We start from the raw sequence: 26,199 nt of genomic DNA, 5'->3' as shown, positions 1-26,199 counted from the left end.
TGCGGAACCTCGTCTTGGAAACACGCCTGCCGGAACCGTCGTAGGCCATGGTCAGCATAAGGCTGTCGCCCCTACTGCAACTACGCGTAGGTTGAAGCTCTTTATCAGCCTTTGTTTCCATCCTAAATTCCACCGGCATACCTCTCCAATCATAGGAAATTTTGAGGTTCTTGGATTTGTCCTCGATGAGATTTCCCTCGGAATCGTAGACGAAGGTGCTATCAAGCACTACACAATCATCTCCAAAAATCAATCACCATCTTCACATTTATTATTTCTTGATAAAATAAAAGATTCGAATAAAGTATTCTTTTTTATCATTTCTTTTGTTTTATTTTTTGAATCAGTTAACAAAATATTCTTTTTTAACATTTCTAAATCGCCATTGCAAACCATCATTTTTCCAAATGATCCTAGAACTTCTCCATCCATTTCTCCATAATAAAAAGCACGTTTATAAAATAAAATACGCTCATTTTGCTGCAAGCCAGAAATTCTTGTAAATATTTCATCAAGTTTTTTCCAATTCGAAAAAGCATCTTCAGTCTTGGTATAATAATTTATATTAAACAGGACGTTCAAATATTGACCAAGATATTCCTCAACAGAAGTTGCAAAGCTCAATGAAGTCATAATAAAAAACGAAAAAAGCAATCTATTCATCATCTGATACAGCCTCTATTTCTCCATAATCCGTTCTTTCAATGCCATCAGCATCAATTATTTTTTTCGTTTCAGTTCCTTTTATCCAGTTAACAACACCCAAATAGTCTTCAACATTTTCTGTTTTTGCACTAATACAACCATCCGTGCCACTAGAAAATCGATGTAAACGCATTTGTCCTCTATATGCAACACCATTTTCGTCCTGCACAAAATCATCAAATTTTCCATCATCTTTATTGTATAGGCCGAACCAATTTTTTCTACCCTTCCAAGGATCATTTATTATAGCATAGTTTCCTAAAGGTATAGGTCCACCCTTTGCATTTTGATTATCATGCCATCCAGAAAATGCATGGAATGTATATGATCCTCTTTCAGGATTTTCATCCTGCAAATAAACCTCTCCTGTAGAACGATTATAAGTTCCAAAGACTCTATTCCCATCCGGATCAAAGCTATTTATCGGATTCACCCCATTCCCCGCATACAGATACGGACTACTAAACTGACGGGCAGGATCCACGCTTGTCCACATTCCAATCATCGGGTCAAGATATCTTGCGCCGAAGTAGTTCAGCTCGGTCTCGTCATCGCGTTCTTTTCCGGTGAAATTTTCAGTAACTTTTTCAGTGGGTTCCGAGAGCGTCACCTGCTCACCGAAGGCGCGGTAGTCGTAGGCGGCCTTCACACTGCCAGCGCCATCACCTGTGCCGTACACCAGCATGGTGGAGCCCAGATGATTTTTGAGGTACCATTCGAAGGTGGCGTTGCCGGAAGACGGCTTTTCGGCATCTTCCACGCCGTAGCGGCCCAGGCCCTGGGGCATGTTCACCACGACCTTTGTTTCGCTGGGAGTGCCGTTGTGGAAACTTTCGCGGACCTCGGTGCCGATGCCGGTGTAGTGGGTTACAAGTTCGCGTTCCCAGTCGGCAGCATACACGCCGTCGGAGGAGTTTGCGTCAGCGGACTTGTCGGAAATGCAGGCCTTGCGGAACCTCGTCTTGGAAACACGCCTGCCGGAACCGTCGTAGGCCATGGTCAGCATAAGGCTGTCGCCCCTACTGCAACTACGCGTAGGTTGATGCACTTCGTCAGCCATTGTTTCCATCCTAAATTCCACAGGCATACCTCTCCAATCATAGGAAATTTTGAGGGATTTGGCTGAGCAACAATGTTATTTTTTTGTTGCATCGACGTTTTTCCAAATTTCGCTAACTAAATGATTTGCAATTGGTTAACCAAAGAATGCAATACAATGTAGGCGTAAATTCAAAAAAAACAAGACAAAAATAATCAAGAAACGCTTTACTTGTACAAATAAGTTTTTTAAATTGCCACGCCGTATTGAAAATGAAAAGTTTTTAGTTGGCTCCTAACCATGTTTTGGGGGTTAGAGTCTTAATTAAAAAATCGGGTATTTCAAGTACTGTATTTTACTTGTGCAAGTGAAATACGGGTTTTGGGGTATGCTCAAAAAAAATGATTGGGATTTTCAATCATGCACAAAGGATTGATTATGAATAAATTATCAGTAGTCGCTTTGTTGCTTTCCCTACTGTTTGTTGGGATCGCCTTCAAAACATTAGCAAACGATGCCTGTTATCCGTATTTCATTGACTCTACGGAAGTTCTTGCTGCTGACCAGGAAATGCAGGCGATAAATCGAAAAATTGGCCTCCAAGATGAAATCTTGAAGAAAAAGGAACAGAATTTTACTGATTCCATAATGGGCTTGTTTGATTCAACATCGGTTCGCAATGAAAAATACGATGCGCTTGTTGAATTACTGAATCTCGAAAGCAATGTGTACCGACACAACATGATTGATTCAATAAGCAAGGCCTCTCAAGCTGAGGTTGAAGAAGCTGTCAAAAAGTTTAATGAAAAAGTCGCTGAATACTGCAAGAGGAATGGCTTTGCAATCCTTTTTGGATCTAATGATAATTCTGTTGTTTATGGTACCGGCACAAAAGCCGATAAAACCAAGGAACTTATAACATACATTGGGGGAATCAATGAATAAAATGGGTAAAATTGCTGCTGTTTTAGCCGTAATTATCTCACTTGCAGGCATAGCCTATGTCTTGCAGCACAGTAAAGATGAAGTTCGATACGGCTTTGTGAATACTGAAAAACTTTTGAATTCCTTTGTGGAATCACAGAAGGCTTTGGATGAAGTTCAGCAGGCTGAAACCAAGTGGAATACAGAAAGGCTTGTTATCGAAGATTCCCTAAAAGCTTTTGAAGCGCGAGTGGTTGAATCTTATGAGAAACTTTCTGTTGCTGAAAAGACTGCGATGAAGAAGGAACAGGTATCTCGAATTGAAGAACTTGGCCGCTTTAATCAGGCTCGAGCAAACTCTATTCAGCAGCTCCGTGTGCAGAAGCTTCAAAATGTATACGAAAAAATCAATGCTGCCATGTCTGATTTTGCAAAGAAGAATGGCTTGGATATCGTTTTCGCGACGAGCAACGGAAGCATTGTATATGGTGAAGGGTCTAAGGTTGATGTTACCGATGATTTCCTTGTTTTCTTGAACGATCGTTTTAAATAAAAATGAAAAGTACTTTGTTTGCAACAACTCTGCTCTTTGGCTTTGTGGCGCTGTTATGTGGATGCACAAAGCGTTTGCCGGAGTCGGAATATCTTTCTTTTTATGAAGCCAACTGTAAGTCGGAATTTTTTCGAGGAGGTGTTACGTTCTATGCGATGCCTCTTTCTGCCGATTATGAGAAGGTTAAGTGGGGAACTCCTCTGGATTCTGGCATGAGAGTTCTGTTTTGGGCAACGCCTCGTTCTAATTTGGAATTCGAGAATGCATTCCTCATAAGCAAGAAGGATTCCTCAGCAGTTGTTGCCTTCCGTAAATCGGTAACATTTGAATTAGGTGCTGCAGATTTATTTGTATTAAGCTTCGCTGATAAAAAAAATGGTGCAGCCCTTTATGTAAGCAATGTCAGTCACGGTATTGGCGGCATTGAAATGAATCTAGAAAATTGTGACAATATTCGTTTGATTGAGAAATAACGATGAAAAAAGCCTATTACGTAGCTTTGCTTTCCTTTAGCTCTGTGGCCTTTGCTTTGCAAGGAGGCCCGTCACAGCCTGATTATATCCAGTTCGAACCTTCTGAATTACAGGATATGGTTAATTTACAAACTGGTAATTTTACTTATTCAATACCTTTAGGAGAACTTCCGGGAGCCTATGGAAATTTCCCTCTTAGTATGTCTTATCATGCGGGTATTACTCCTCAACAAGAGGCTTCTTGGGTTGGGCTTGGATGGACTTTGAATCCAGGTGCTATTAATCGAGATTTAAGAGGCGTTCCCGATGATCAATTCCATGGTGGAACATTAGGTTTTGTATATCAATATGCTGCATGGCATTATTGGAATTTGAACTTTGGCTATGGTTATGGAGCATTCTCTGTTGGTATGAATGTTTCTAGCAGTGGCGGTGTGGGAATGTCTTATTCTGCAGGGTTCAAACTTGGAGAATATGCGGGTGTTGGTTTTACAGTAAGTAATGAATCTTTTGGATTGAATGCTAGAGTTGGTGCTTTGAACCAATCTCTGGCATTTTCTACAAGTAATGGCTCTATATCTGGATCAACAACACTTTCTGTTGAAGGACGGAATGTTGGTGCGTCCATCGGTGCGTCGTATGGCCAGGGTCAAAAAACAGCTTACAATGTTGGTTTCTCTGTTTCAGGGCATGAAGATGTAAAAAATGGAGCAGGAAATGTCGTTGGTACCAAGACAAATACTATGAAAGTCGGCCTGTCTTCGGGAGGTGTTTCTGTTTCTGGAACTCAAAGTCTGTATGATGGAAATGGAAAATTTGTTTCTGAAAGTGGTGTTGGAACGACTGTTAACGTTGCCAACTCTGTTGTTTCTGGAAAAGGGTCGACATCAACAAGAGGTTTTAATCTTTTTGTTCCAACGCCCTATGGAACATTTTCTTTCGGATTCAATGATAACATTTATGAATATCATATGAGATCCGCTACTTCGGATTATGTTTATGGTTATATGTATCAGGCGGGACCTGCGATTGTTGCAGATGGTGATAATAACATCATTGGCATGCCGCAGAGTGAAATTGGCTCTGCTAAAGACTCTAAGTCTGATATGAAATGGTCATGGACTTTGAAGGGACGTAATCTTGAAAAACTTGGGGATCATAGAAAGTATCCTGCCTATGACTTGTTTAATGTGTCATCAGAAGGCGCTTCCGGTTCCTTCCGTTTGTTCCCTAGAGAAGAGCACCAAATTTATGAACTCATTAGTGATTCTTGGACTGTAGATGATGGAAGTGTTGAATCATATTCTCCGCTTACTTATGGCGATCAAGACTTCAAACCATATGCTGAGGAATTCAAATTTGATAGTGATGGTTCCAATATAAAAAGTGAATATTCTTCTTATGAACAGTGCTTAAATGATGAAACTTGCTCTCCGTATGCTCGTTATGCTACAAATATTCGTAATGAGGGAAATCGTTTTGTTTATAGAAAGAATAAATCTAATGTTGATACGATTTCTAGTGGAATGAACTTCTTGTTTGTGGGTGAAGGTGGCTATTACAAAACAAGCGATTTAGGTAGTACAAAAGCATACGATAGAAAGCATGTTTCAAAGGATTTACTGTATAGGACGGTTGGTAATCGCGAATATGCCTTGTATGGATCAAGGAAAATTGAACCTATTTTTGAAGATGATAGTCCGGTTGGATCTTTAAAGGGCTTTGTAATTACCGCTTCAAATGGTAATAAATACATCTTTGGTCAGCCTGTTAAGTCCTATTTAAAAGTTGATTACTCAATTAATAAAGAAAAGGGAGCTCCTGTTTTTGTTGATCAGTCAACGTCTATTTCAAATTCAAATTTCTTTGTTGATTTTGCAAAAGGATATTGGGATTTTCTTAAGGGTGTTTATACGCTTTATTACCAAATCGGTAAAAGCGTGGTAAATTTCTTTGCGAAAAAAGGACATTTGAATGAAACGTGCACTTCTGGAGCTGACGAAAAAGAAAAGGTTGCAGATTTATTCTTCTCTTATCAAGTAAATATGAATCCATATGCAACTCAATGGTTGCTTACTGAAATTCAAGGGGCAGATTATATTGATCTTGGAGAAAAGTCTATTGGTTATAATGTGAAATTTAAGTACACAAAACCATCTATTTATCGTTGGAGAACTCCGTATGGCCGCCCTGGCTTAAGTGCTGCTGATTTGCCGAATTTTAGAATGCCTTCCAATGGCTTTACTCCGGAAGGTTGTGATTCAAGAATGTATCAGGCATCATTTGGCGTGAAAGAATATGTGTATCTAGAATCTATTGAAACTTCAACTCATAAGGTTAAGTTTGTTTTGAATGATTCTGCTTTAGAAGAGCGTGTTGATGGAAAGGGCTGGGAAAAAGGACTTAACCCCGAAAACGGTTATTCTGATATTCCAATTTTTGTACAATCAAATTTGCAAGGAAAGGTAAAAAAAGAGAAAAAAGTATACTCCTATTATACTGAAAAGTGGTGCGTTGCGGCGCCTGCAGGTAGTCATGGGGGGGGGACAAATTGTATAAAAGCAATTACTGGTGAAGAAATTATAATCACTCCAGAATATCTGTATTTTAGTACGCCTGTTCCTGATGTTTTGAAAAAAGTAATTCAAAATAAAAAGACTATTATGATTGGCAATTTTAATACGGGAAATTTGCCTGATGGTTCGTATTCGCCTAATGAACTGGAGAAAGTCCGTAAACAAATGACGAATTTTAATATGGGCGAATATTCGCTTTTAATTGATGAAAATACCGAAATTGAACCTGTAACGGATGAAAAATCAAAGTATGGACTTTTCAGAGTGAAACTATCTGCAAATAATAGTCCTATACAAGCTTATTCATTTGTTGAAAACTCTTATGACGGAAAAGAAATTGTTCTTGGTGAAGCTGGTGTTGGTGAGGTATACCCTCTTATAGAATGGTCTAATATCATTTTTGATAACTCAGTTGATGAAGTTGGTGATAATCAATCCAGATATTTGAAGAGTATTGTCTATTACAATAAGAATGATACAAATCATGCTTATCAAATATTTGATTTTAAGTATGATTATTCTTTACAACCTAAGACATTGAACTCTTATTGTTCAGGTAAGTATCCGAAGAGTAATGAAGATATTTTGAATTCTCCTGATACTGCTAGTGTTGATGTTTGCTCAAACAAGGAGAGCGGAAGTTCAGAAACCGGTGCTGTTGAAGAAAAAAATTATTTGTATGGTAAATTAACTTTGAAGAGTATTTCTGAAAGAGGTTGCCGTAATGGCAAATGTTCTTATTTGCCTCCTTTCAAATTTGAGTATAATTCACCTTCGTTGACTTCGACCCGTCTAAGTACTAAAGATGGTTGGGTTGAATTATCTCAGCAAAAAGTTTCTGGATCTTCTAACGAAAATGCTGAATATCAGTATCCTGCTAGTTATTATGAGAATCTGTCAGATGTTGATGCTAGTATTATAGCTTCTTCCAATGTTGTTGATGATTGGGGTATGTGGAATATGCATGCCACATCGGAAAATCACAAGGTTGACCAGTCTTTTGCTGATTACGGAGCTTCAGCATGGAGTTTGAACAAGGTTGTTGATCCTGCTGGAGGCATTATGGAAGTCTCGTATGAACGAGATTCCTATCAAAATGGTGAAGATTTTGCTAGCGAAAAACGTTATGTTGAAATAGTGGGTTTCGAAAAGTGTTCTAGTTACAGCGATTATCAATTGTCTAATGATGATCGATATAAGGACAAATTGTGTGTTGAAATTGGTCAATTGTATTGGAGAGAGCAATGCCTTGGCCCTCGAGAGGCTTTCTGGGATACCAAAAAACCTATGGGATTCAATGGCTCTGGTTTCGAGTACTTAGATTCAATGGGCGTAGATGTTCGTTCGGGTAATACTCATGTTATGCTGAATTTAACTTCGGCGATGGATACTGAAGTTGATTGTGGTCCTTTTGGTTGGGGCAGTTGCGATCGTACAAGAAGCGTTGCTGTAGTTACAGAAGGTGCGGTAATTGCGGAATTAAACGCCGTAAGTGGAAAAAATTTAGTTAATCGATTGATTGTTATTGATAATGCCTACGAACTTATTGACGCTGGATTGAAGGAAGCTGCTTATAGAATTACTGAAGATCAATCTTGGAGCTCTTCCGGAAAGGATCGTAAGGGATTTATGTGGTCTCGACAAGAATTTGAAAGTATGAAAGGAGGAGATTTGCGTGTTAAGCAAATTTCTCGTACAGATATTGATAGAACAACTCGTTCTGAATACGATTATTCTCTTGGTGAATTGGCTTTGCTTCCGGATTCTTCATTCACGACTGTACTCGGCAATCGTTTCTTTGGTGATAAGGTCTCGTTTGCTTTACCGAATGTCGGTTTGAAACCTAAGTCTCGAATTGTTGGCTTTGATGATGATGATTTGCTCTATCTGCCTGGTTCAGGAGTCTCTTACCCGATGGTTTCTGTGAAGAATACAGATTCTCAGGGAAAAACTCTTAATGGTACAACAGTGTTTAAGTATATAACTCCAGAAAGTGGTGTACCAAAGGCGTTTATCGACCCTTCGACTTTGGCAATATTGAAGCCGTTCCTTAAGGTTAATGCAGTTTTATTTAACTATGAAGGATCTCATTTAGATAAGGATTATGACTACAGGTCTTTTTATGCGGAAATTGAACTGCTAGATGAACATAAACAGCAAATTAGCGGTATTGACTTGTTGAACGTGCTTATCGCGCAAAACAAGAGCAATAGTTATATGTTCTATGCGGACAATATTAAGGAGGCTAAATATCTAAGAGTTTCTGTAAAATATAAGAACAATGAGCCTATGCTGAGCGATATTTTCGTCCTTGATGATCTTACAGAATATAATGAAGTCGCTGTAGCATTAAATCTTAATCTAAGTAAAAAAGGAAAAAAACTTACTTTAAAACCTATGTGGGCTCGATCTCATAAGGAGGGCTTCGTTCCCATTTTGTATAGATCTGTCAAGTATGGTAAAGAAAAATTCCAAATTCAAGAAATAGGCGAAAAAACTGAATTGACTGATTTTGCAAATTTTGAACAGTCTATTGTATATCATGATCTTACATCCTTCCTTGGCTTGAATTATGAAATCAGTTACTATAGAGGGACCAACGAAAATTCTGTAAAGATAAAGAGCGTGAAGAATGTGTATTCAACGAAGGCTCCAAGTGTTGCAGAAGATGTTGCCGATGACAATAATGATATTGCAAATAAGGTTGGTGTACAAATAGAAAAATGGGCGTATGAAACGCAATTGCATTGTGAAACTTATGATGGAAAAGAAGATGCTGGTAAGAAAAATCAGTGCATGACTAAATATGCTCCATTGTATGAACGTGTTGACTCTAAAAAGAAGGATCATGGCAAGTTTGAATATGTTCGTTATCCAGCATTCTTGATATCAACCAAGACAACTGCTGGTTATGATAATCAAAATGGTGTTGAACGTAATGTGTTTACAGAAACTTCTATGGACAATCATCGTTTTGATCCGCTCACCGGAAGCCCTACTGCTACTGTTGCAAGAACTGTAATTTCTAGGGAAAAAGGAGGAAAAACCCTAGAAATGCGCAAACTTACAGTGAAGCATCCGCATTATTCGATTAAGGAAAATGGCAAGTCTACAGTGCTGGCAGACAATATGTTCTTGAAGAATATGATTTCTCAAAATTTCTATGATGCGATTTACTCAGGTACTGTTGACTCGGCATCTTCATGGAATTCAATTGAAATAAATGATAGCTTAAGAAGTTTCTCTTTTAGTCCATTCCGATTAATTCCAGATTCTTTGTATAAGCAGAATAATCGTCCCATTGTTGCTTGGGGAAGCTATAATAGCAAACTGCGACCTAAAGAATATTTAGGAAATGGAACTTTGCTGAATGCTTTGGTTCAGTATCAAAATGGTGATAATCTGCCGGAATTGGAAAGATTTGGTGGCACTCATATAAAAAGTGTTGATTCAAATCTTAAGATTGTGGAAACCCGTAATGTCTTTGGTCGAGTTCTCTCGACACACTATTCTGACGATGGAATGTATCAAACTTCTTTATTCTATCCCGCGAATATTTCTGAAACAGCATCTATTGTACCTGTTGGCAAAGGTCTTGCAAAAAAGAATTGCGAAGTAGAGGTTTCTTCTGTTGATTTGAATAAGGGTGGGGCGGTTTTGTCTTCAAAACCAATTTGCTCTGTTGATGACACAAACTTGGTTGTTGAATATAGAGCTTTTATTAATGGCTCCTGGAAAAGAGTCAGAAAAAAGTACTCCTCAAACTCGTTGTCCTCTTTAACATCTGGCGTTATTCTGAATTACTTAAGAATTTATCCAACTAGTGCAGAAAGTAAAACGTTTATTACGGATTTCTATGGAAATGTGGTTCAGATTGTTGCAGAAGACAACTTGTCAACATATTATGAGTATGATCCTACTGGAAGTTTAATCCAGATTAGAAATGATGATGGGGTTTCTTTTAAGAGCCATCATAGAGAATTTAGAAATGACACACTTGATAATATTAGTGTTGGAACTTTTATTGAAAAATAGGGGGGGGGATAAATGAGAAAAATCTTTTTGTTCTTGCTTACCATAGCAGTTGTTAATTCTTTTGCAACATTGAATATTTCCATTGAAAATGGCGATAGAAAATCGTTTTATGTGGGAGAAAAGGCTTTTGTATCTGTTTACATTCAAGAAACGGACGCTTTACTTGCTGCGGGGGGCTCAAGTGGTTATGGCTTAGATGGGTATGTTTTGGTTAATAGCTCCAAAAATGCTTCTTGGCTAAAACCAGAGGGGCGCCCAGAATATGCAGATGGAATCCAGTTGAATACAGAAGATCCTAGTAATCATTGGCAGAATAATCAAGCATTCTGGTTACAACTTTCCGGTATTGCAACAAAGGCTGGGACGTATAGTGGTACATTGACTGTTCGTAAAGGGATTGAATCTGCGAGCTTAAATTATTCATTTGAGGTCTTGGATTATCCCGTTAATACTCCTGTAATAGTGTCTTATGATAGTGCAGCGAGTTATGATAGACAGATTGATTTTCATTCTTATATAAGAAATAATAGCACGTATAAAAGAATGTTGGTTCGTCCTTATATGGATTATTATATGACTAAAACAACTGGACGTCAAGCAGTCTTAAATGTTTGGGAACGACCAATCAATTCATGTGTTCAAATTTTAGATTGTGGAAATGATCATTTTGTTTTTAGGCAGAAGTTTTTGGACAACCAAACTCTCGAAGTTGGGGAGACGTCAGAAGAATTTCTTTTGGGTTATAATGAATGGGCGAATTCAAGTAATTCTTATTATTTTAGTAGCTTGCAAGAAAAAGATGTTGATGCTTTTGGAGGGTATGGATATGATCTGACATCTAATTCCAATGAATTTGTAGACTATTCATATGCTGGTTATGCAACGAATTATGCAGCAAAGGCGATGCGCCGAAATCGATTTTATAATCCGCTGATGGCGTTGTATGAAAAAGGTGGCTCACTTGTATATGGTAGTTCGCCAGATTGGTTTAGTGAATCTTCTTGTAAAGAAGTTTCTCCAACTACAGTGAAAAAGCTTGACTATACAAAAGTGAGAACTGATACTCCCCAAAACTTTTGTAACGATGATGACTATATTAATCTTTCTGCAGGTGAAGATGTGATTTATGAAGGTGAAGATTATTTTTCACGATTAGATGTTCCGTCTGATTATAAAATCAATTTTTCTCTTGGTGATGGTTCTTATGGCTGGTTCGAAATAGGGTCTCCTGCGGATTATTGGGATGATTATAAAGATGTTGTTAATAATAACGTTAGTGGTTATCGAGACATTGTTTATATTCGGTCTAGGCATAATCAAGTTAGACAAGTAAATACGTTGGATCCAGAAACAATTGTGTATTCTTTGGATGCAGAAGATTCTTATGGTCATAAAACTTCGGCCCAAAGAACCATCGTTATCAAAGATGGAAAGGATCATCCGGAATCCAAGAAATTGCAAAGAGGTCTAGCAGTACTTTTGGGTGATGAAACGTGGTTTAAAAAGTATCAATTAGACATTGCTACAGGTATTGTCAATTATAGTGATCAAGATATTACTCTTGAAAATTTCTATTATGATTATTATGGACAAGTTGATGTTCGTGATCCTTCCCATGACATTAATCAACCTAATTTTTGGTATCCCAAATTAGGCGAAGAAGCTGATAAACTTCATATCGAAGAAACTTATACGGATTGTGGAAATAATCGATTTAGAGTTCGATATAAGTATAAAGGGAAGAAAATTCTGTACTCTAATCAATCTTTTTTTGATAATAAAGTTGGTTTTTATTATGGTACTACAAAGACTTATAATAAAACAGACGACTATTCTATGCAAGATTTTAAAAATGATCGCCTAAACCGTCGACGTTACGCCCCTCATGTTCCGTTGTATGATGGACGAGGTGAGCTGCTATGGGGTAATGCTCCTACTTGGGCTAAAGATTGTGTCGATGCTGCTAATGAAAATTCTGGTTTCGAAGATGAATTGCTTACAGAATCATCATCTAGTGCCGTTTCAACGCCTGTTTTTGAGTCTTCATCTAGTGCGCAGGAAAAGGGTGATAAACTTGTTGTACGTTTTGCAGATGCTAGCGCATATACTGATAGTCGTCTTGATATAAAAATGGATATTGTAAATAATGGTTCGACGTCCGTTGATCTTTCTGGTTATGAAATTCGTTTTTATTACGGAAAAACCTCTTTGTTGGATGATATTGATTTGTTGAATAAGAGTGCCACAAATTCTTCTGGTGTAACAATTGAAGATAGAAGATGTGCAGAAGATTTGTATATGCTTTCGGCAAAGTTTAATTCAAAGACAATGCTTGCTGCTGGCGAAAAATCAAATCCGATTGAATATGTGATGAAAAAATTGAATGGTGATGAGTGGATCGGACTTCCTTTTGGAAAGAAAGAATTTGCAAGTTATTTAGAAAGTAGTGCCTTGGTTGTTGACCATAATATCGCTCTGTACGACAAGAATGGAAAACTGGTGTTTGGTATTCCTGCATGGGAATGCGAGGGATATGAAAAGAAAGAATTAAAGTTATCTGTTCTAGAAACTCTTTCTTTAGTCAAAAATGAGAAAAAAAAGGGAATGGTTGGTAGTATTTCTTTAACTATCAAGAATGATGGTGATTCAGCTGTTGCTGGCCCTGCATATGTTGATTACCAGGTCACCCATTCTTTGGGACAAATACCCATTCTTGCTATTGGAAAAGATACTCTTGCAGTGGCAAATACGATGATGGATGTCTCTGATGGATTGCATGTGATTCGTTTGTCTTCTGGTAATAAGCATGTCTTCCGTTTTATCATTGTTGCAGGGATTCCTCAAGGGAAATATTCAAGAAATATTGACTTTACTTTGTTTGATCAATGCTTGTTTGACTGTACTAGTGAAACTGAAGATCAGTCTTTGATTGATGCTTGGAGTAAACAGTACTCCTGGAACTTTGTAGATGATTGGTCTGCTAAAGATGTCATTTCTTATGAAGGAACAACTATAAAATATCCTAAAAAGAAAGTTACGAAGAATGTTGCGATTTATAACAGCGCACTTGCATTGATTTATGGTTCTGTAGATTCAAGTTCTCCGATTCTTGCGTCACCAGTGATTGAAGGTGAAACTGAAGTTAGTTTGAAACATTCGTTTACAGAAAATAAAAAACAAAAAACCAATAGAACAGATGCTGTATCTTATGCTGGAGGACAATTGATTTCTGGTGGAGACTTTGAAACTGCTTGGCTCCAGGGATGGAATGTGTCAGATAATGTAAGCAGCATTCGTGGGGATGCGCCGCAAGGATCTCGTTATGTTCAATTGAACGCAGGCTCTCAAATCTCTCAAAAATTCAGCCCTGTTGTGAAGCAAACTTTGATTGATAGTGGTGCTACTATCATTGTTTGGCATAAGGGAGCTTATACACATTTTTATCTGAATGAACAAAATTTCTATTTGCAAGCGTTGCCATATTCAGCCTCTTGGAGACTTGATACTATATACATAGAACCAAACTATTGGAAAAACGTAGATTCTCTTTGCATTCGTGCGAATGGTAATTTGTCTTTGGATGATATGGTTATGATTCCTGGTAATAAATCCTTCCCATCTATCTATGCGGTTCGTTTTACTACCACTCAACATGATGAAGTTGAAACAAGATCCTTTGATGGTGATAAGGAACTTTTGGTAACAAATGCGGTTCGTGATGAGTTGGGACGTTCTTGGAAAAAATATCTTCCGTTTGCATTGCCTTGCTCTAGTGTTTTGGAATGTAATTCTGAAACGAAAACTCTGAAATATCCAGAAATGGCAAATCAATTCTATGTTGATGGCAATGAGGATTATCCGGATGCGGGAAAATATGCATACGTTGAAACGAAGTGGAAACCGGATCAAGTTGCTACCAAAAATATTGAAAGTGCTCCAGGAGCTGCCTTTAGTTTGACAAAAGAACATGTGATTCGATCTTATTCTTCTGGTGTGAATTTAAATATTGATAAGTTGAAGGATTTTGATTCGCTTGCAGAATCAGTTAAAGCAGTTCAGAATGAAGTGTTATTTGATGAAGGTAATGGTCTATTAAAGAAAAATTATCATGCAAATCATGATGAAAATCCAACTTATGTATGGTCTTTGATTGTTGATCAAAATAATAATGCGTCTTTTTCCGTTGTCGATGGTGACGGCCATACGATTGTTAGCGGAGCAATGAAGTACGATTCTTCTTCTAACACGTATAATATGATATCAAGAAGTGTTTATGAACTTGATTCTCGAGGAAATGTCATTAAGTCACATTCGCCATTAAGCTGCGAATATAATCCGATTCCTTCTAACTGTGTTTCTCCGAATAAATACGAATACGATGATGAAAGCCGTGTTATTTCATCGGTTGAACCCGATGCAGGGACAACTCGTTCTTACTATGATGTTGCAGGTCGTCTTAGAGCTACACAGACGCAAAATCAGATTGATCGTGGTGTAGCTTCTGTTATCGTTTATGATGATTTTGATCGTCAAATCTTTACTGGTGAGTGGAACGTTCCCTCAGATTTTGGGAAGGATTATTTTAAGGAACAAAAAAATTGGGAAAAGGCGGGGGAGTCTGATCTTATCCCAGGTACTGTGACTCGTATGATTTATGATGAAATGCCGAAGAACATTTCTCTGGGTGTAACTCTCTATCCGGCAGATATTGATTTTGACGAGACGTTTAAATATTCTAAGGGCCGTTTGGTTGCTGCAATCAGTGATGTATATGTCACGAAGAATACCTATGGTGCTGATTATGTTGTAAGAACGGCGATGTCCATATCTTATGATAAGTATGGTCGAATATTGGCAACCTATACTTACGATCCCACAATGCCCGCAGATAGCTTACGGATGATGGCGGTAAAGAATATTTACGATATTGGAGGAAAACTTGTTGAAACCATGAAATACCCTTTCGGGTTGTCTAATCGTGGTAAGGTTAGGATGGTTTCAGAATTGTATAGTTATGATCGTTTGGGACGTGTTAGCCATATTAGTGTAAAAAACGGAGAATCCCTTGCTACATCCTTGGTTAATTATACCTACTATCCCACGGGAAATGTCAAGTCAGTAAGATTGGGGAATAGTGTTACCATTGATTACTCGTACCACATTTCCGGTGCAATTAAATCAGCTTCTGTTAAACGTGCAGATGGAATGGAACTGTATAAGGAAGAACTCTTCTATGAAGATTGTGGCAATAATAGTTGCAAACCCCAATATAATGGAAATGTCAGCCGCATGGTTCATCAGCTGTCTTCTTACTCAAGATACCCCGAAAGACGTAATTCAAATTACTATTATGATTTAATGAATCGTCTGACAAAGGTTAGTGATGCTGAAGAAGCGATGTTTAATGAAGTTATCGCTTATGATGAACAAGGTCGAATTGTAAGTATGCGACGTGCAAAACATGCGGAAAATGCTACTGGTGGAGAGTATTCCTATAAGCAGGGAAAAAATCAACTTGCTAGTGTTGCTGCTGGAATTGGAGGAGGAAATTTTAAATTCCTTAGTGATATTTCTGCTGACGTAACTCGTAATATGAGTGATTCCGAGAACTTTGTATACGATGCGGAAGGTAATCTCATCGAGGACAAATCCAAGAACCTCAAAATTTTCTATGATTGGAGAGGTATGCCGGTGGAATTCAGGATGGAAACGAGAGCAGACGATGGGTCTCAACCTACGCGTAGTTGCAGTAGGGGCGATAGTCTTATGCTGACCATGGCCTACGACGGTTCCGGCAGGCGCGTTTCCAAGACAAGGTTCCGCAAGGCCTGCATTTCCGACGAGGCCGATGGCGTGTATGCTGCCGACTGGGAACGCGAACTTGTAACCCACTACACCGGCATCGGCACCGAAGTCCGCGAAAGTTTCCACAACGGCACTCCCAGCGAAACAAAGGTCGTGGTGAACATGCCCCAGGGCCTCGGCCGCTACGGCGTGGAAGATGCTGCAAATTCGGACATTGGGTTTGGCGCGGGGTATATCCCCAGCACAAAGTTCGAATGGTACCTCAAAAATCATCTGGGCTCCACCATGCTGGTGTACGGCACCCAGGGTTCCTCAAACACAGACATTGCAGACCTCGGTGAAGTGAAGAAAGCCTATGACTACCGCTCCTTCGGCGAACAGATCGATCTGATCGCTGATGCAGGCGACAAGGTGACGGAGAACTTCACCGGTAAAGAGAAGGATGACGAAACCGAGCTGAACTACTTCGGCGCACGATACCTGGATCCAATGCTTGGAATGTGGATTTCTGTGGATCCGGCTCGTCAGTTAAGCAGTCCGTATCTGTACGTGGGGAATGGGATGAATCCTGTGAATGGCGTGGACGAAGATGGAAATGTGTTTAATGAGTATGGCAATCAATTATTTGCCTATATGCAGTCAACGAATTTTAATGGTAGCGAAACTTTAAAGCGTAATATGACGAGAGCACATGATGATCCCAAACGTTATTTTAATATAAATCCTAAAAGAATTGCTAAAATTGAACCAAGTGCCCGTAATAAAGAAGGCTTTGAAAAGACATATGATGTATTTTTTCCAGTGGATATGAATGAAGACGGCACTGATTTGTCTATTATGACTTACATTCTTGCAGGTCATGAATTAAATCATCCATACACTACTCCGAAGCCTGGGCATAATTATACTGAAAATGTAAAAACAAAATCAGAATATTTTGAAAAGCTGCAACAGAAGGCTAATGAACCCGAACCTGATAAAATTTATTTAGACGATTATAATTCGGCGAAAGAGATGGGGGTGTATGATGAGTAAATTGTATTTTGCAATCCCCCTGTTGGTCGCAAGTCTCTGTATTGCCCAAAAAAATGTTTCTTGTAATTATAATGATTATGATACAACTGGACAAACTACAATTCTTTTAAAGGAAGTTGAATTTGATTGCGGAATATATTCAATATACAGTGTTCGATGTATTACTGATTCAAGTTTTTTTTACAAGTTTGGTATTGGTGCTACGCCTATTCCATCTTTAAAAATTAAAACAGATGATTTTTTGAAAACAATATATGCCTTGAGTTGCAAAACATTTAAACAATCTGAGAAAAAGGTAGTTCCTGTAGAACTGAAAAAGGAAACCATTTATCTAGAGCAGAATAAACGAATCGAAAAAATTGCAGTTTTCGATACCTTAGTTCGGGATTCATTTTATAACGCATATATAGAAAGCCTGTTTGAAGGTGATTCTTTGGTAAAAAGATCCTTTAATGATTCAATATATGCTCAATAAATACGGCAAAAAAACTCTTTTTTAACAGCGTCGCTCCTCGAATACATGTACCACATCAGCGGCTCCGTGGACAATCGCCACATGTCTGCTGACAGCAACTTCGTCTACGATTCCGAGGGAAATCTCATCGAGGACAAATCCAAGAACCTCAAAATTTCCTATGATTGGAGAGATATGCTTACTGAATTTTTAATGGAAGCTAGAACAAAAAATATACTGGATTCGCGGTTTTAGAATAGAATTAAGAGACCCAATAACAGGTTCGTCCGGAATAACAGATCAAAATGGGATAACGAGAACAAATGTTCAAATTCATGTAGGACCTGGGTGCTCTGAGGCCAGTGCATTGCTTCAAGACGGTCGTAAAGGAAGAAATTTCTTTGAAGATGTTGTTCGCGATTTTCTTAAGATAGATCAAAAAAATGGGTACTCGAATGATATAAATATAGAAACACAAGCATTTACTCCATTTGATCAGGAATAGTGATGAAAACAACGAATGGAAACTTCAGAACATTGATGGGATTTTTTTTCAAACTTCATCTTTTGTTGCTAACATTAGGTGTTCCATTGTACGCAGAACGAATGAATTTGCAAAAAGAATGTGTTTGGGACAAAGAATTGGAACTTGCTCTGGATAAATATGGAGATTTTCTCCAGGGAAACTTTGATGGTGATGAATCTGATTTTATGCTCTCATTGAACGAGAAAAAATTGAATTGTCTTTTAGATTCCGTTGTAAAAAAAGACAAAGTTGAGTATAATCCTTATACTCTGCTTTGGCTTGTGCAAATTCCGGATAGCATATTTAATTTGTCTCCTGAAAGTATACTGTATTTAACAAAAAACGGGGATGTTTTTAAGGAAAATGCAGGACGTCTGTTGGTCAATGAAAAAATGAAAAGAAAATTAGATATTAATAAGGATATTGTTGAAAATAAAAAAGCAATAGAATTTATAGAGTGGCTTATTTATGAACACAAATGAGTTTGGTTCCGGCAGTGTCCTCCATTCACCAAAATTTTGTCTATGATTCTACAGGCAATCTCATCGAGGACCATTCCAAGAACCTGAAAATTTCCTATGATTGGAGAGGAATGCCGGTGGAGTTCAGGATGGAAACGAGAGCAGACGATGGGTCTCAACCTACGCGTGGTTGCAGATAACGTATATTGTCTTTCGCAAATTCTTCTAAGGGAGGGGTAAAATAATGGTAAAGCGGTTCACTTTTTCACGGGCTCCCGTAGTCGGCTCCTTTTTACATAAAAAGAACTTTAAAATGGGGCTTGTTTTTTCTAAATTTGCCTTCGAAATCTCCATAGGGGAGTATTTCGGGGGTTATTTTGAAATTCTCTACCGGTTTTAGACTTTTTTTAGTCGTTTTTTGCTTTGTTTGCGTTTCTGTTTTTGCGCAGCCCTCTAATGGAGCGCAGGTGAATGTTTTGCCGCCATTGCCTATTGCAGATTCCTTGGTCATCAAGAATCTGAATGTTAAGAATACCGAAATTCGTGACTTGTTGCAGGGTATGGCTGTTCAGTATGGCCTGAACTTGTTCCTGGCTCCCGAAGTTAAGGGACCTGTAACGGTAAACTTCAATAATCAGCCTTTGAAGGATGCTCTTCGCGTTCTTCTGCAGGGTAATGGTTATGAGTATGTTCTGGATGGTAGCGTCATCCGTGTGCAGAAGCCTGTGGTCAAGGCTCCGGAACCGCCCAAGGCTCCAGAGAAGAGGTTTGTTGTTGAGTGGTCTAACGACTCCTTGACGATTGATGTGGAAGATGCGCCGCTGGATAAGATCATCCGAAAGATTGTGGAAGTGACCGGTCGAAACATCTTCCTTGAGCACGGCAATTCCAAGTCGATTTCGTTCTTTGTGCAAAACTTGCCTTTTGAAAAGGCGGTGAGCCATTTGGCAGAATCCGTAAACTTGAATTACGAAGAGGTGGACGGCATTGTCTCCATCAAGAAGGCTTCCTGGAATCTTGGGGCGAAGAATGCCGAAAGCAGCAACAAGTACAAGGTTCGCCTTGTCAACGATACTTTGCTGAATATCGAGGCCGACGATGCGCCGCTGGCATCTTTGCTGAGCGAAATTCTTTCACAGACAAAGTTGAACGCCATGGTCTATGGAAAGCTGGATGGCCAGGTGACAGCCCATATTTCCGGTATTTCCGTTCGTGAAACGCTCAAGTACTTGTTCCGTGGCACCGCATATACTTTTTGGGAACGTAACGGTGTTTATTTTATCGGCCCCCACGAAATGCAGACCGCCGACAACTCCCTGCTTATCAAGCTTAAGCACCTTAAGGCAGAGGATGTGATCAAGCTGTTGCCCAGCACCCTTACAAAGGGCACCCAGATTCAGGTGGTCAAGTCACAGAATGCCTTGATGGCTGCTGGTAGCTACGATGTGCTGGATGCTATTTCACAGTATGTAGAAAAGATGGATTTGCCGGTGGCCCAGATTTTGATTGAGGTCCTGGTGGTGGATATGGATATCGAGAAGGGACATAATCATGGTTTAAATCTTCTCTTTGGCAAGGCGTCTAAAAACATGGGCTCGGAAACTCTGTTCCCGAATATCGACCAAACATTGAATGCGAAACAGACGCAAAGTGTTGTGAATGGAATCGGGTTAGGCGACGTGATTCATGTTCCGAAGGATATGGTTACAAAAATCAGTGCCATGGAGCAGGAAAAGATTTTGGATGTTAAGGCCCGTTCACAGATTGCTACGCTGAATGGTGAAACTGCGGTGCTTACCATTGGTCAGACTCAGTACTACATGATGTCTTCTGAGGTGGATTACAACCAGGGGGATGCGGTTACCTCCAAGACTACCCAGCGTTTTGAACAGATCGAGGCCAATTCCAACATTACGGTGACTCCTTACGTGACTGGTGAAGGCGAAATCACTTGTGAAATTGTTCCTGACTTTTCTGAGCCGGAAGGCAGCTTTAGCAGTGATGTGCCGCCAACATTGAACAAACGTTATGTAAAGTCTTCAGTGCGTTTGCGCGATGGCGAAACCATTGTGCTTGGCGGCATGGTAAAGGAAAGCGTGAGCGATGTCCATAGGCAGGTGCCGCTCCTGGGTTCCATTCCTGTGATTGGCTGGCTTTTCAAAAATGTTGAACGTGTGAAAAGCAAAAGCCAACTGTTGATTTTCGTGACTCCCCATATTTACTATGGCGCAGAAGGTAGTGTTGATGTTGCCGACGAAATTGCCCGATCTAAGATGCCGATGGTTAGCGAAAAGAAAGTTGAGGCTAAAGTTCGTGAGCTAAAAAAGGTTAAATAGTGGCAAATGCTTTCCGCACAGCCCTGAGCGTTTCTACAGGTAGGTACTGGTGGGTACTTATCGTTAGAAATTGTGTGGGTGGTGGAACCGCCAAGATTCTTCGAGTACTTCGTGGCTGCGGTAATGGCCATAGTTTCGTAGACTTGTCTCTTGATGGAACGTTGGAAGAATGCCGGCGTTTTCAGGTGCAGAATGGCGGCTCTGCAGATGGTGTTCTGCTTGTAGATGATGCTACGCCTGCTAAGATGGTGCAGATTGGCGACGAGGAATTCAAGAAGGAAAACTTTGAGTACGTGAATTCCATTGACGGTGATTTTGCCGTTGTCGCCTTGCGCAGGTCCTTTGAGGACTTGGCCGAAGAAGTGGGGAAGGTGGAATTCAAAATTCTGGCCCACTTGCCGCAGGTGTTCTTTGAGATAGAAATGCTCCGCCAGAAAGACTTTTCTGGGAATAAGATCTTTACCAATAGTTCCGATGGTGTTTCTAGGTGTTGTTTTTTTGTGGATGGAGAACCTTACGCTGCTTACAAGGTCGCCGAGGATTGCCGAGGCGCCGACCTTGTCAAGTTTATCAAGGAACGTTATTTCCTGGATTCTGTGGAAGTGGAGGAAATTCCTCTGGAGAATGAAGCCTTGGCTAGGGCAGTTGCCGAAGACTCTTGGTTGTTTAGAACGGATCATTTGCCGGTGTTCTCCACTTTGCCTGATAGTGCTGCCGTGGCACGAATTCGCGAAGCGGCCATGTTCCGCAGGACATTCAAGGCTTGTGTTGGTATATTGCTTGCTACTTTGTTGGTGACGTTTGCGTTCTGGGGTGGTGTTTCTTGGTATGCCGCAGAATCTGAAACCCAGATTGCCGCCTTCGAAAAGAATATCGAATCCCGAAAGGAATTGGAACGTGTCTGGAAGAAGTTGGAGGCCGACAAGGCCGGAACAGAAAAGTTCCTGAGCCATCGTAGTCGCGTGGCGACCTCCTTGTCTATAATCGCGGCCGATCTCCCTGCGAATTCCTGGATTAGCCATTGGGTGGTTCGTGGGAGCCACCTTTCGCTGCAGGGGTATTCTGCTTCTTCCGAAGAGGTTTCAAAGTTCCTGTTGACTTTGGAATCTGAAAAGAAGTTGGTGAATGTACGTTTGCGTACCACAGAAAAGACCACGTTTAAGCGTAAACCGGTTGTAAAATTTGACTTGGGTCTGGAGGTTGTTCCATGAACGAATTTCTAGCACGCTACAAGTACACCTTGCTTACGGCCACGTCGGTGCTGGTGCTTCTTTTTGTAGTGGGATACTTCTTGTTCCCAAAAATGAAAAAGGCTAGCGAAATTCTGGTGGCTGTCCGTTCCGAAATAGGGGAGTCTAGCCTGCTTGAAAATAACACTGTTTCTCCGGATTCGCTTATTGCAAGTTACAAGAAGATTTCTGCAGACTTAGATTCCTATGTCAATGTGTCAGTTTCGGCATCAAAGATTTTGACGTTTATTTTGGATGCGTCCAAGGAAAATGGTGTTGTCTTGCAGGATCTTTCGACGGGCGAAGTCGTAAATCGTGGGGAAAACCTTGAATATCCTGTGAGATTCAAGGCTAATTCCAGTTTCCCGCAGTTCCATCGCTTTTTGACTGCTTTGGAAAATAGTACATACTGCGTGAAGGTGGAAAATGTTGACATGACCTCTGGCAGCGCCTCGGTTAATTTGTCTGTTCTGTCAAAGTCTTCTGCAGTGGACAAGGCGGGTCGTGATGAATAAGTTCCTTGTACTTCTCGTGACGACAACGGTCTTGGTCTGGGGCGTTTTTCTGTTCAAAATGTCCGACAAGGTGGATTCCCAGAAGTCCAGTGAAATGTCTATGTGGGAAGAGCTTTCGGGCAAGTCTGCGCAGGATATTGAAACTCGTCTAGATTTCAAGAGCTTACTTTCTCGTTTGATTCCTCAGGATATGCCTGCCGATTCTCTGCGTGATCCGTTTAAACAGCCTGTAAGTATTTTGCCGCCTCCGCCAAAGCCTCGTGTGGTAAAGGTTGCTGAACCAGTGGCTGCTCCGGTAACTGTTGCCGCTCCTCCGCCTCCCAAACCTCCTTCCATCACTCTGGATGCGATTTTGCCTGGAGACAATCCGGTGGCCATCATCAAGTTCCGTGGCGAATCCGCAGTTGTCAGCGTAGGCCAGGAAATCTGGAATGTGGTGGTGCAGTCCATTGAATCCAACCGCGTCGTATTGCAGTACGCTGGCGGAACCTTCGAAATACGATAAAAATTTAAGGTCGCGCCTTCATCGGTGTGGCCTTTTAAAATTACAAGAAAGTCTTTGGGGTTACAGAGTCTTTATTTCCTCAGGGGAGAGACCTGTTTGTTGGGCAATGACTTCTAAAGAAATTCCTGCATCGCGGAAGTCCTTGGCAAGTTCCTTGTTCTTGGCTTCGGCACCTTTCTTTTCGCGGATGTTGAGTTTCTGTTCCAGAGACATATAAGCCTTCCTTGCGATGGGATCCTTGCGGTACTTTTCAACCAGTTCGTGATTGGAGCAAGTTCACCACAGGACATACGCAGATATTGACGAGGTCAAGGAGGATTTATTCAAGTATATCGAACTGTTTTACAATCGCAAGCGCTTGCATAGCAGCCTAGGGTACATGAGCCCGGTTGCCTACCGTTTGCAAAAACTTAGCGCATAACCTTTAACAAACAATACGAAAAAAAAGCGTATATTTATTCCATCAGCTAATGAATATGGTTTATGAGAAGCCCTCTATTAAAAAATCAACAAGTCCAATCGGAAACTAGCGGCGTGTCCGTGTCCGAAACATCCAACCTTCTCTCCGTCCATAGCATTGCTGGACACCCCGCTGTTTACCGCCATCTGAAGACGGCGGGCAAGGCAGACGCCAAGCAGCAGAAACAGAACGAATTTTAAAACCCGTAGTAACCTCATATAAAACAAGAGCATTCCATGTTGTAATATGGGATGCTTCTTTTTTAAAAAAAATTTTTGTACTTTTAAGGGGTGTGGCTTTTTATAGGTTTCTTGCAGAAAGGAGATTTTTTATGATAAATCATCTTTTAAAGTTTTCAATTTCTTCAATGGCATTATTTTCTCTTTGGGGATGCCATTCCACGAATTCGGAGTACATCAACACGGGAATGTGTAGGGGCGAAGAATATGATGTCGATGAACAGGACTGTGTCGCCGGCTCCCTTGTTGATGCCTGTAATGACAAGAATCTTTATTCCATTATCCATTCCAAGGATGTGGCCTATGCCTGCCGAGGAGATAGTTCCTGGACTGAGGCCAGTAAAAACGAGGTCTATTTTGAACGGGGCTGCGACAAGGGTAACGAAAATGCAACTCTTGAATACGGTTACAGCACTATGGTTTGCATTCAGGATACCTCCCATACTTGGAAGTGGGTGGTAGATAGCGAAGTAGAGGCGTCTCGTCTTAAATCGTCGAGTAGTTCAAGTGACAAGAACACGACTGCCAAATCATCGACTTCAAGCAGCAAGCCGAAATCAAGTTCGTCTGCGGAAGTGCATCGTGTCGAAGGTACTGTAAAGTATGATGGATATACATACAAGACTGTAGGTATCGGCACTCAGATGTGGATGGCTGAAAATCTTCGTGCAACAACTGGAATTGATTCTAGCTGGTGCTTTAACGATGAACCTGAAAACTGTGAAACCTATGGCCGTTTGTATACATGGGCAACGGCAATGGGGATTGATGAGAAGTATCAGACGCAATCTGCGCTGAAGGATGGTGTTATTAGTGATACGAGCTACAATCGTGGAATTTGCCCCAAGGGTTGGCATATTCCTTCCGATGCAGAATGGCAAACTTTGTTCGACTTTGTAGATGCCAGCAACGGTGTTGCTACAGCAGGCCAAAGCCTTTGCGATCCTAATGGTGCTTGGAAGGGGTATGACGATTATCCTATGACAGATGACTATGGGTTCTCGGCAATTCCTGGCGGAAAGTATCATTATGCCATTGAGGGCAACAACAATGTTGGTTGGAAGGATTTGGGTGCTAGTATGCATGTTTGGAGTGCGACAGAAAGCGCCGATACCGCATCGACCAATGTCTATACACGTTACATTCAGCCGAAGGAAATTGACCGTAATGATTTCCCCAAGAAGCGTCGTCGCTACGTTCGCTGCGTGAAGGATGAATAAAGTAATTAAATAAATTAGTAAAAAAAAGAGGCGTCTTGATTTTCAAGACGTCTCTTTTTTGTAAAGTGTTTTGGGCGTGACTTAGTCTTCTAGAGGGATGTATTTGAAGGTAACCTTCTTTTTCTGGTTTCCCCAGGCTTCGCCATCTTTGGGAACGTCCCCGGCGGCAACAGGCCTACCTCTATAAGTATACATATAGACGATGGGATCTTTACCTGCGCTAGTTGTGGGGAACGTGACAATATTGAAGTGTCCGCTATTTTCTACAATGAGGACCATCATGTCTAATTGCTTCTTTCTCAGCGAGTTACTTTGATAAACGGCTGCAACGTTGCCGTCGGAATAGGATGTCTTGCTCCCTAATTCGATGTAGTTGCTGCCTGCATTTGCTTTAATTGCTTCAACGACAAGTTTATGAAGTTGAGCTTTGTCGCTGTTTTGGTTTGCTATAGCCCAGGAAATTCTCATGCGCATGACACGTTCGTCGTTGCTTATGGTTTTGTCAAATGCTTGTTGAAAACCATCGTCAAGGGTTGCGTGAACGACTGCGGTATTGACGGCGCTCAATGATTGAATATCAACAGCGATTTTGGCATTTTCGATCTGACCGAAAATCTTTGGCACTCCCACGGCGGCAAGGATTCCCATAACAACTACAACCACCATAATTTCAATTAGAGTAAAACCTTTCTTCATATTGACTCCTTGATTCAATGGAAAAATATGAATTTTCAGGGAAAACTGCAAGGCTATGAGAAAATTCTGTGCATGAACTGATGGCAGGTGTCGTAGACGTCCCTGTCATTTAGCTTTATGAGGCCCATGGAATAGGCCTGGATGCTGGCGTTGATGATGCCCAGGAATGTGTAGGCGTAGCGTTCGTGGCGGCCTTTCATGTTGCCGTGATCCTTGCTTGCGGCAAGGAAAAATTTGGCCAGCGTGGTCCACTGTTAGTGTTGGTCAGGAAATCTGGAATGTGGTGGTGGAACTTTTGAGATCAGGTGAATTTTTATTTCGCGGATTCTCATCGTCAAGTAAATCCGATCTAGGCTGAAAACAAAAAAAATCCCTAGAAAGTGAATTCTAGGGATGGTTAGGTTTCTAACTTG

The 26,199-nt window shown here is 40.5% G+C and carries 20 protein-coding genes; 13 read left to right on the top strand and 7 right to left on the bottom strand.

All coding sequences use genetic code 11. The annotated features are described in order from the left end of the window. The 3 genes from BUB94_RS15385 to BUB94_RS15375 form a co-directional block, all read right to left on the bottom strand. A partial coding sequence (locus BUB94_RS15385; RefSeq protein WP_139260274.1) for a hypothetical protein occupies window positions 1–229 on the bottom strand: 229 nt, incomplete at its 3' end. Window positions 230–249: 20 nt separating this feature from the next. After that, window positions 250–666: a hypothetical protein gene (locus BUB94_RS15380; protein WP_073238719.1), complete on the bottom strand. Its 417-nt coding sequence runs from the start codon at window positions 664–666 to the stop codon at window positions 250–252. Next, complete coding sequence (locus tag BUB94_RS15375; RefSeq protein ID WP_175549749.1) at window positions 656–1,765, bottom strand: RHS repeat-associated core domain-containing protein; 1,110 nt, start codon at window positions 1,763–1,765, stop codon at window positions 656–658. Before BUB94_RS15375 ends, BUB94_RS15380 begins: the two co-directional genes overlap by 11 nt. A gap of 417 nt (window positions 1,766–2,182) precedes the next feature. On the opposite strand from BUB94_RS15375, the gene BUB94_RS15370 reads away from it, so the two are divergent. From BUB94_RS15370 to BUB94_RS15335, 7 genes are all read left to right on the top strand, one after another. Further along, entirely contained in the window at window positions 2,183–2,689 is a 507-nt protein-coding gene (locus BUB94_RS15370) for an OmpH family outer membrane protein (protein ID WP_139260273.1), read from the top strand. Next, entirely contained in the window at window positions 2,682–3,221 is a 540-nt protein-coding gene (locus BUB94_RS15365; RefSeq protein WP_073238709.1) for an OmpH/Skp family outer membrane protein, read from the top strand. The genes BUB94_RS15370 and BUB94_RS15365 overlap by 8 nt, the downstream gene beginning before the upstream one ends. Window positions 3,222–3,223: 2 nt before the next feature. Next, window positions 3,224–3,694 (top strand): hypothetical protein, encoded by a 471-nt coding sequence (locus tag BUB94_RS15360; RefSeq protein ID WP_073238707.1) that lies wholly within the window; start codon window positions 3,224–3,226, stop codon window positions 3,692–3,694. 2 nt (window positions 3,695–3,696) lie between these two features. Continuing rightward, complete coding sequence (locus tag BUB94_RS15355; RefSeq protein ID WP_073238705.1) at window positions 3,697–10,305, top strand: hypothetical protein; 6,609 nt, start codon at window positions 3,697–3,699, stop codon at window positions 10,303–10,305. 12 nt (window positions 10,306–10,317) lie between these two features. Further along, a complete protein-coding gene (locus BUB94_RS15350) occupies window positions 10,318–17,145 on the top strand; it encodes an RHS repeat domain-containing protein (RefSeq protein ID WP_073238702.1) in 6,828 nt (2,275 codons plus the stop codon). Further along, window positions 17,135–17,620, top strand: coding sequence for a hypothetical protein (locus tag BUB94_RS15345; protein ID WP_073238699.1), 486 nt, complete (start codon window positions 17,135–17,137; stop codon window positions 17,618–17,620). Before BUB94_RS15350 ends, BUB94_RS15345 begins: the two co-directional genes overlap by 11 nt. Window positions 17,621–18,106: 486 nt before the next feature. Beyond that, entirely contained in the window at window positions 18,107–18,607 is a 501-nt protein-coding gene (locus BUB94_RS15335; protein ID WP_073238693.1) for a hypothetical protein, read from the top strand. A gap of 271 nt (window positions 18,608–18,878) precedes the next feature. Here the strand turns inward: BUB94_RS15335 and BUB94_RS16570 are convergent, their stop codons facing one another. Then, complete coding sequence (locus tag BUB94_RS16570; protein WP_139260272.1) at window positions 18,879–19,097, bottom strand: hypothetical protein; 219 nt, start codon at window positions 19,095–19,097, stop codon at window positions 18,879–18,881. Between BUB94_RS16570 and BUB94_RS15330 the strand changes: the two genes are divergently transcribed. Genes BUB94_RS15330 through BUB94_RS15315 form a run of 4 tightly spaced genes read left to right on the top strand, consistent with a single transcriptional unit; the run spans window position 19,090 to window position 23,171 of the window. Beyond that, complete coding sequence (locus tag BUB94_RS15330; RefSeq protein WP_139260271.1) at window positions 19,090–20,922, top strand: secretin and TonB N-terminal domain-containing protein; 1,833 nt, start codon at window positions 19,090–19,092, stop codon at window positions 20,920–20,922. The genes BUB94_RS16570 and BUB94_RS15330 overlap by 8 nt on opposite strands. Beyond that, window positions 20,922–22,133, top strand: coding sequence for a PilN domain-containing protein (locus tag BUB94_RS15325; RefSeq protein ID WP_073238687.1), 1,212 nt, complete (start codon window positions 20,922–20,924; stop codon window positions 22,131–22,133). The genes BUB94_RS15330 and BUB94_RS15325 overlap by 1 nt, the downstream gene beginning before the upstream one ends. Then, window positions 22,130–22,666, top strand: coding sequence for a hypothetical protein (locus tag BUB94_RS15320; protein WP_073238684.1), 537 nt, complete (start codon window positions 22,130–22,132; stop codon window positions 22,664–22,666). Before BUB94_RS15325 ends, BUB94_RS15320 begins: the two co-directional genes overlap by 4 nt. Beyond that, on the top strand, window positions 22,659–23,171 hold the full coding sequence (locus BUB94_RS15315) for a hypothetical protein (RefSeq protein WP_073238681.1): 513 nt from the start codon (window positions 22,659–22,661) through the stop codon (window positions 23,169–23,171). Before BUB94_RS15320 ends, BUB94_RS15315 begins: the two co-directional genes overlap by 8 nt. 60 nt (window positions 23,172–23,231) lie before the next feature. Here BUB94_RS15315 and BUB94_RS16970 read toward each other — a convergent pair whose 3' ends face one another. Beyond that, window positions 23,232–23,384, bottom strand: coding sequence for a hypothetical protein (locus tag BUB94_RS16970; RefSeq protein WP_158535537.1), 153 nt, complete (start codon window positions 23,382–23,384; stop codon window positions 23,232–23,234). Window positions 23,385–23,436: 52 nt separating this feature from the next. Between BUB94_RS16970 and BUB94_RS15310 the strand changes: the two genes are divergently transcribed. Both BUB94_RS15310 and BUB94_RS15305 read left to right on the top strand, forming a co-directional pair. Then, window positions 23,437–23,592: an IS3 family transposase gene (locus tag BUB94_RS15310; protein ID WP_088658752.1), complete on the top strand. Its 156-nt coding sequence runs from the start codon at window positions 23,437–23,439 to the stop codon at window positions 23,590–23,592. 406 nt (window positions 23,593–23,998) lie between these two features. Further along, window positions 23,999–25,090 (top strand): FISUMP domain-containing protein, encoded by a 1,092-nt coding sequence (locus BUB94_RS15305; RefSeq protein WP_158535536.1) that lies wholly within the window; start codon window positions 23,999–24,001, stop codon window positions 25,088–25,090. A gap of 81 nt (window positions 25,091–25,171) precedes the next feature. Here the strand turns inward: BUB94_RS15305 and BUB94_RS17550 are convergent, their stop codons facing one another. Together BUB94_RS17550 and BUB94_RS16965 are read right to left on the bottom strand one after the other, a co-directional pair. Then, the gene (locus tag BUB94_RS17550; RefSeq protein ID WP_073161507.1) at window positions 25,172–25,786 is read right to left on the bottom strand and encodes a prepilin-type N-terminal cleavage/methylation domain-containing protein; all 615 of its coding nucleotides are present in this window, start codon (window positions 25,784–25,786) and stop codon (window positions 25,172–25,174) included. Window positions 25,787–25,839: 53 nt separating this feature from the next. Then, a complete protein-coding gene (locus BUB94_RS16965; RefSeq protein ID WP_175549748.1) occupies window positions 25,840–25,986 on the bottom strand; it encodes a hypothetical protein in 147 nt (48 codons plus the stop codon). Between the last annotated feature and the right edge of the window lie 213 nt (window positions 25,987–26,199).

The organism is Fibrobacter sp. UWH9 (assembly GCF_900129715.1).
Lineage (GTDB): Bacteria > Fibrobacterota > Fibrobacteria > Fibrobacterales > Fibrobacteraceae > Fibrobacter.
This window is presented reverse-complemented; position numbering and strand designations above follow the sequence as displayed.